Raw genomic sequence first — 5,174 nt, 5'->3', positions numbered from 1 at the left:
TTTGAAAAAGTAGTTGGTCAATACTCTGTTTATGCCCGTGTGTCTCCAGAACACAAGGTTCGTATCGTCAAGGCCTGGCAAAAACAAGGTAAAGTCGTTGCCATGACAGGTGACGGTGTCAATGATGCGCCAGCTCTGAAAACAGCCGATATCGGTATCGGTATGGGAATCACTGGTACAGAGGTTTCTAAGGGGGCTTCTGACATGATTCTTGCAGATGATAACTTTGCGACTATCATTGTTGCAGTTGAAGAAGGACGTAAGGTCTTCTCAAACATTCAAAAGACGATCCAGTACCTACTTTCTGCCAATACTGCTGAAGTATTAACTATCTTCCTATCAACCTTGTTTGGTTGGGATGTCTTACAGCCAGTTCATCTTTTGTGGATCAACTTGGTAACGGATACCTTCCCAGCTATCGCTCTTGGTGTTGAACCTGCTGAGCCTGGTGTCATGAACCATAAACCACGTGGACGCAAGGCAAGCTTCTTCTCAGGTGGTGTTTTGAGTTCTATCATCTATCAAGGTGTGCTCCAAGCAGCTATTGTCATGAGTGTTTATGGCCTTGCGATTGCTTACCCAGTTCATGTGGGTGACAATCATGCCATTCATGCGGATGCTCTTACTATGGCCTTTGCAACACTTGGTTTGATTCAGCTCTTCCATGCCTACAATGTCAAGTCTGTATACCAATCCATCTTGACAGTTGGCCCATTCAAGTCTAAGACATTTAACTGGTCCATCTTGGTATCCTTCATCCTTCTCATGGCAACAATCGTTGTAGAACCGCTTGAAGGAATCTTCCACGTAACCAAACTAGACTTATCACAATGGGGAATCGTTATGGGCGGAAGCTTCTCAATGATTATCATCGTCGAAATCGTTAAGTTTATCCAACGTAAACTCGGCTTTGATAAGAATGCGATTTAAATAGAAAGTCATCTTCGGATGGCTTTTTGTTACAGTTGAGGGAAAGGGCTTGCAGTTATCGGCTTTTGTGCTATAATTGCTATAATATAGTAAAAAGTAAGAGGAGTGTGAGGAAGTGGAAAAGAAAATTGTGAAGGATATTTTGTTTTTATCTCAGGTATCTCAGCCGGCAAGTCAGGATGATCTGTATCTTGCCAGAGATTTACAGGATACGCTTTTAGCCAATCGTGAGACTTGTGTTGGTCTAGCAGCCAATATGATTGGGGTACAGAAGCGCGTGATTATTTTTAATCTTGGCTTGGTTCCTGTGGTCATGTTTAACCCAGTGCTCCTGTCCTCTGAAGGATCTTATGAGACAGAGGAAGGCTGTTTGTCATTGACAGGTGTGAGACCTACTAGGCGTTATGAAACTATAAGGGTTGCCTATCGTGACAGCAAGTGGCAGGAACAGACCATTACCTTGACAGGCTTCCCAGCTCAGATTTGCCAGCATGAACTGGATCACTTGGAAGGACGAATCATTTAGGAGGAAAGCAAATGAAACGAATAGTCTTTGAACTTATTTTTATCGCAACGACCTGGTATATCTTTTTACCTCCCCTTAACTTAACCAGCTGGGAATTTCTCTTTTTCCTCTGTGGGCATTTGCTGCTTGTGGCAATTTTATTTGGCTTTGGCAAGGGAATCAATCTGGTCAAAACAGTTCATGTGCGCCACGGCAAGGCGGAAACTGCTTTAAATTTTGAGGGTTTCAAAATCAATCGGTTAGGGAAAGTTCTTTTAGCTTCTATTGGAGGGATTCTTCTCTTAGCAGCCTTGGTTTCCTTGGTGACTTCTAGCATTTTTCAGGCTAAAAATTATGCCAATGTAGTTACGGTTACGGAAAAAGACTTTACTGAATTTCCTAAGAGTGATACCAGTAAGGTTCCTATTTTAGATAGAAGTACTGCTGAAAAAATTGGGGACCGCTACTTGGGTTCCCTAACGGATAAGGTGTCGCAGTACGTAGCGGCAGATACCTATACCCAATTGACAATTGATGGGAAACCTTATCGAGTTACGCCACTAGAATATGCAGACCCTATCAAATGGTTTAACAATCAAGCCAAGGGAATCGGTGAGTATATCAAGGTGGATATGGTAACTGGAAATGCCAACTTGGTGGACTTGAAGACACCAATCAAGTATTCGGACTCGGAGTATTTTAACCGTGACGTCAAACGTCACCTACGCTTGAAGTACCCAACTAAAATCTTCAAGACTCCATCTTTTGAGGTGGACGATGAGGGCAATCCTTTCTATGTAGCAACGGTTTACCAAAAGCAATTTGGGCTTGCGGTTCCTCGTCCTGTTTCAGTCATTATCCTCGATGCTACAAATGGAGAAACCAAGGAATACAGCTTGGCAGATGTTCCAGAATGGGTGGACAGGGTCTATCCAGCTGAGGAAACTATTGAGCAAATCAACTACAACGGCAAGTACAAGGACGGTTTCTGGAATGCCATGATTTCCAAGAAAAACGTGACCCAGACTACCAAGGGCTATAATTACTTGTCTATCGGCAATGACATCTACCTCTACACAGGTGTGACATCGGCCAATGCAGATGAAAGTAATCTTGGTTTCATCTTAGAAAATATGCGAACAGGAGAAATCACTAAGTACAGCTTGGCTTCTGCGACCGAAGAATCAGCCCGTGAATCAGCCGAAGGTGCTGTTCAGGAGAAATCCTACAAGGCAACCTTCCCAATCCTCATCAACCTTAATGACAAGCCTCTCTACATCATGGGCTTGAAGGACAATGCTGGCTTGGTCAAAGAGTATGCTTTGGTAGACGCAGTCGAGTACCAGAATGTCATCGTAGCTACGACAGTAGAAGAACTTCTCAGCAAGTACGCCAATAAAAACGACCTTGAAATTGACAATGCAACAACAGAAAGCATTAAGGGTGTAGTGGCAGACCTCAAATCAGCTGTTATCAAGGGCGACACCGTCTACTTCTTTAAAGTTGATGGCAAGATATACAAGGTTAAGGCCTCAGTATCAGATGACCTTCCTTACCTTGAAAATGGTAAAACCTTCGAAGGTCAAGTAGGAAAAGACAATTATCTCAAGACCTTTAAAGTGCAGTAAAAAAGGTTTATTTAAGAAATATATGTTATAATAAGATGAATTAATACTAATGGAGGACAAACAAATGGGTTTTTATGTGATGCTTGCTTCAATGCTACTCGGACTGCTCGCTTTGAAGATAGGTTTTTCTCAGTTCAAGGAGAAAAAAGATAAATTCCTATCTATCTTAACAAGTTTAGCTGGCATAGCCCTTGTTCTCGTGGCTGTCTGGTTAGGATGGCCCAAATAAACAGAGAAACCTCGGTCAAACCGAGGTTTTTCAGATGAATTTCTTGGTAGTGGATAAAAAATATGCTACACTATTAATATGAAAATTTTAATCCCTACAGCAAAAGAAATGAATACAGATTTGCCAAGTATTGAAGCCGCTCCTTTAAAACCAGAAAGTCAGGCCGTGCTGGATGCCATGACCCTCTATTCTGCTAGTCAATTGGAGAGTTTTTATAAGGTATCAGCTGAGAAGGCGGCGGAAGAATTTCAAAATATCCAAGCTTTGAAAAGGCAAGCTGCTCAATACTACCCAGCCTTGAACCTTTTTGATGGGCTCATGTACCGCCATATCAAGAGAGATAGGTTGACAGAGGCAGAACAAGCCTATCTTGAAAATCATGTCTTCATTACCTCGGCTTTGTACGGAGTCGTTCCAGCCTTGTCACCTATGGCTCCTCACCGTTTGGATTTTTTGATGAAGTTAAAAGTCGCTGGTAAGACTTTAAAGAGTCATTGGAAGGTAGCCTATGATGAAGCTGTGAAGCAGGAAGAAGTGATTTTCTCTCTCTTGTCATCCGAGTTTGAGACCGTATTTTCTAAGGAAATCAGAGAAAAAATGGTGACCTTCAAATTCATGGAGGATAGAGGCGGCCAGCTGAAAATTCACTCAACCATTTCCAAGAAAGCGCGTGGTGCCTTCCTGACAGCCCTGATTGAAAATCAAGTTCAAACAGTGGAGGAAGCTCGTCGCTTGAACTTTGCCGGATTTGTTTACAGAGAAGACCTGTCCCAACCACAGGAATTGATTTTTGTAAAGGAAGTATAGAAGATAGAAGAAAAGAGTCGGGGACAAAACTCTAACCTTAAATATAAAAAGCGAACAAGCTAGTCTTCTGAGTGTCAGAAAAGTAGTCTTGTTCGATTTTATTATGTTAGTTACTTGATCGCATTGACTAAGTCTTGAGCTTGTTTTTCAAGTGAGTTTAGGACTGTTTCTTCAAGAACCAATTTTCCGTCTGCCCAGGCAGAGTCATTAACACGTGCAGCCGTGAAATCACCAACGACTTGTGTACGGATAAATGGCAAGAGGTCTTTGTAAATAGCGAAGAGTTGATCGTGACCTGCATTGGCTACAGACGATACTGTGACAAACTTGTCTTGAAGGGCAGAAGCGCCACGTGTATCAGACAAGTCAAGGGCACGAGATAGCCAGTCAAGCAAGTTCTTCACTGTTCCAGGGATAGAGAAGTTGTAGACTGGCGAGAAGATCCAGATGGCATCCGCAGCGAGAACCGCTTCACGAGCAGCCGCTACAGCTGGATGAGTTGGAACTTCCAAATCTTGGCTGAAGAGAGGAATAGTTGAATAATCAAGATAGCTAACTTCCGCTTTGTCAGCAAGTGCTTTCTCGTTGTTATAAAATATATTACAACAAAGCAAAAGGACTTGCAAGAAATTTGCTCAGAGTTTATTTGAAAACTATAAAATTGTAGAAACTCTAATCACTTGCGACTGGAATGCATTTGATTTTCGAAGAGTATTCTAACATTCTCTTGTAATATGATGACATAAGTGCTAAAATAAACAAGAAAACTCGCAATAGAAACCGCAGAACAGCTATTTTCCGGTATCATTTCATAAACAATTAAACGAAAATAATGGCATTTCAAGAATGCTTCTAAAAGGGGTGGAGATCATGTAAGGCACAGATTAACAAGTGACAGACAAAAGAAATACGAATACACTTGTTAAGGAGAAAATATGTTAATAAGAAATTATCGGAAAAATATTGGCCTGATGGCCGGAGTTGAGTTTTTTGCATTTCTAGGGATTACCAGTTTTTGGATTCTCTTTCTCAGTCAAAACGGCATGTCTCTTTGGCAGATTGGACTTCTGGAGAG

General features: G+C 41.8%; 5 protein-coding genes and 2 pseudogenes. 6 read left to right on the top strand and 1 reads right to left on the bottom strand.

What is annotated here, in order from left to right; genetic code table 11:
• From QZ359_RS02885 to yaaA, 5 genes are all read left to right on the top strand, one after another.
• Window positions 1–930 (top strand): HAD-IC family P-type ATPase (locus tag QZ359_RS02885; RefSeq protein ID WP_293958084.1); only part of this gene is annotated, 930 nt, incomplete at its 5' end.
• Window positions 931–1,045: 115 nt separating this feature from the next.
• Complete coding sequence (locus tag QZ359_RS02880) at window positions 1,046–1,456, top strand: peptide deformylase (RefSeq protein WP_000412216.1); 411 nt, start codon at window positions 1,046–1,048, stop codon at window positions 1,454–1,456.
• Between the two features lie 11 nt (window positions 1,457–1,467).
• On the top strand, window positions 1,468–3,063 hold the full coding sequence (locus QZ359_RS02875; RefSeq protein ID WP_261024041.1) for a hypothetical protein: 1,596 nt from the start codon (window positions 1,468–1,470) through the stop codon (window positions 3,061–3,063).
• A gap of 64 nt (window positions 3,064–3,127) precedes the next feature.
• Entirely contained in the window at window positions 3,128–3,292 is a 165-nt protein-coding gene (locus QZ359_RS02870; protein WP_031227831.1) for a YczI family protein, read from the top strand.
• Window positions 3,293–3,370: 78 nt separating this feature from the next.
• Window positions 3,371–4,099 carry a peroxide stress protein YaaA gene (gene yaaA, locus QZ359_RS02865; RefSeq protein ID WP_293958078.1) on the top strand — a complete coding sequence of 243 codons (729 nt, stop codon included), beginning with the start codon at window positions 3,371–3,373 and terminating at the stop codon, window positions 4,097–4,099.
• A gap of 110 nt (window positions 4,100–4,209) precedes the next feature.
• On the opposite strand, the pseudogene QZ359_RS02860 reads toward yaaA, so the two are convergent.
• A pseudogene (locus QZ359_RS02860) lies at window positions 4,210–4,683 on the bottom strand (NAD(P)H-dependent oxidoreductase); the annotation flags it as partial.
• Window positions 4,684–5,034: 351 nt separating this feature from the next.
• Between QZ359_RS02860 and QZ359_RS02855 the strand changes: the two are divergent.
• Window positions 5,035–5,174 (top strand): annotated as a pseudogene (locus tag QZ359_RS02855) (MFS transporter); the annotation flags it as partial.

This window comes from Streptococcus sp., from assembly GCF_019414905.1.
In the GTDB taxonomy this organism is placed as follows: Bacteria; Bacillota; Bacilli; order Lactobacillales; family Streptococcaceae; genus Streptococcus.
This window is presented reverse-complemented; position numbering and strand designations above follow the sequence as displayed.

What these genes read in the sequence shown, in the direction of transcription:
- QZ359_RS02875 (WP_261024041.1), top strand. Translation starts at nt 1,468, where the DNA reads ATGAAACGAATAGTCTTTGAACTTATTTTTATCGCAACGACCTGGTAT.
- QZ359_RS02870 (WP_031227831.1), top strand. Translation starts at nt 3,128, where the DNA reads ATGGGTTTTTATGTGATGCTTGCTTCAATGCTACTCGGACTGCTCGCT.
- yaaA (WP_293958078.1), top strand. Translation starts at nt 3,371, where the DNA reads ATGAAAATTTTAATCCCTACAGCAAAAGAAATGAATACAGATTTGCCA.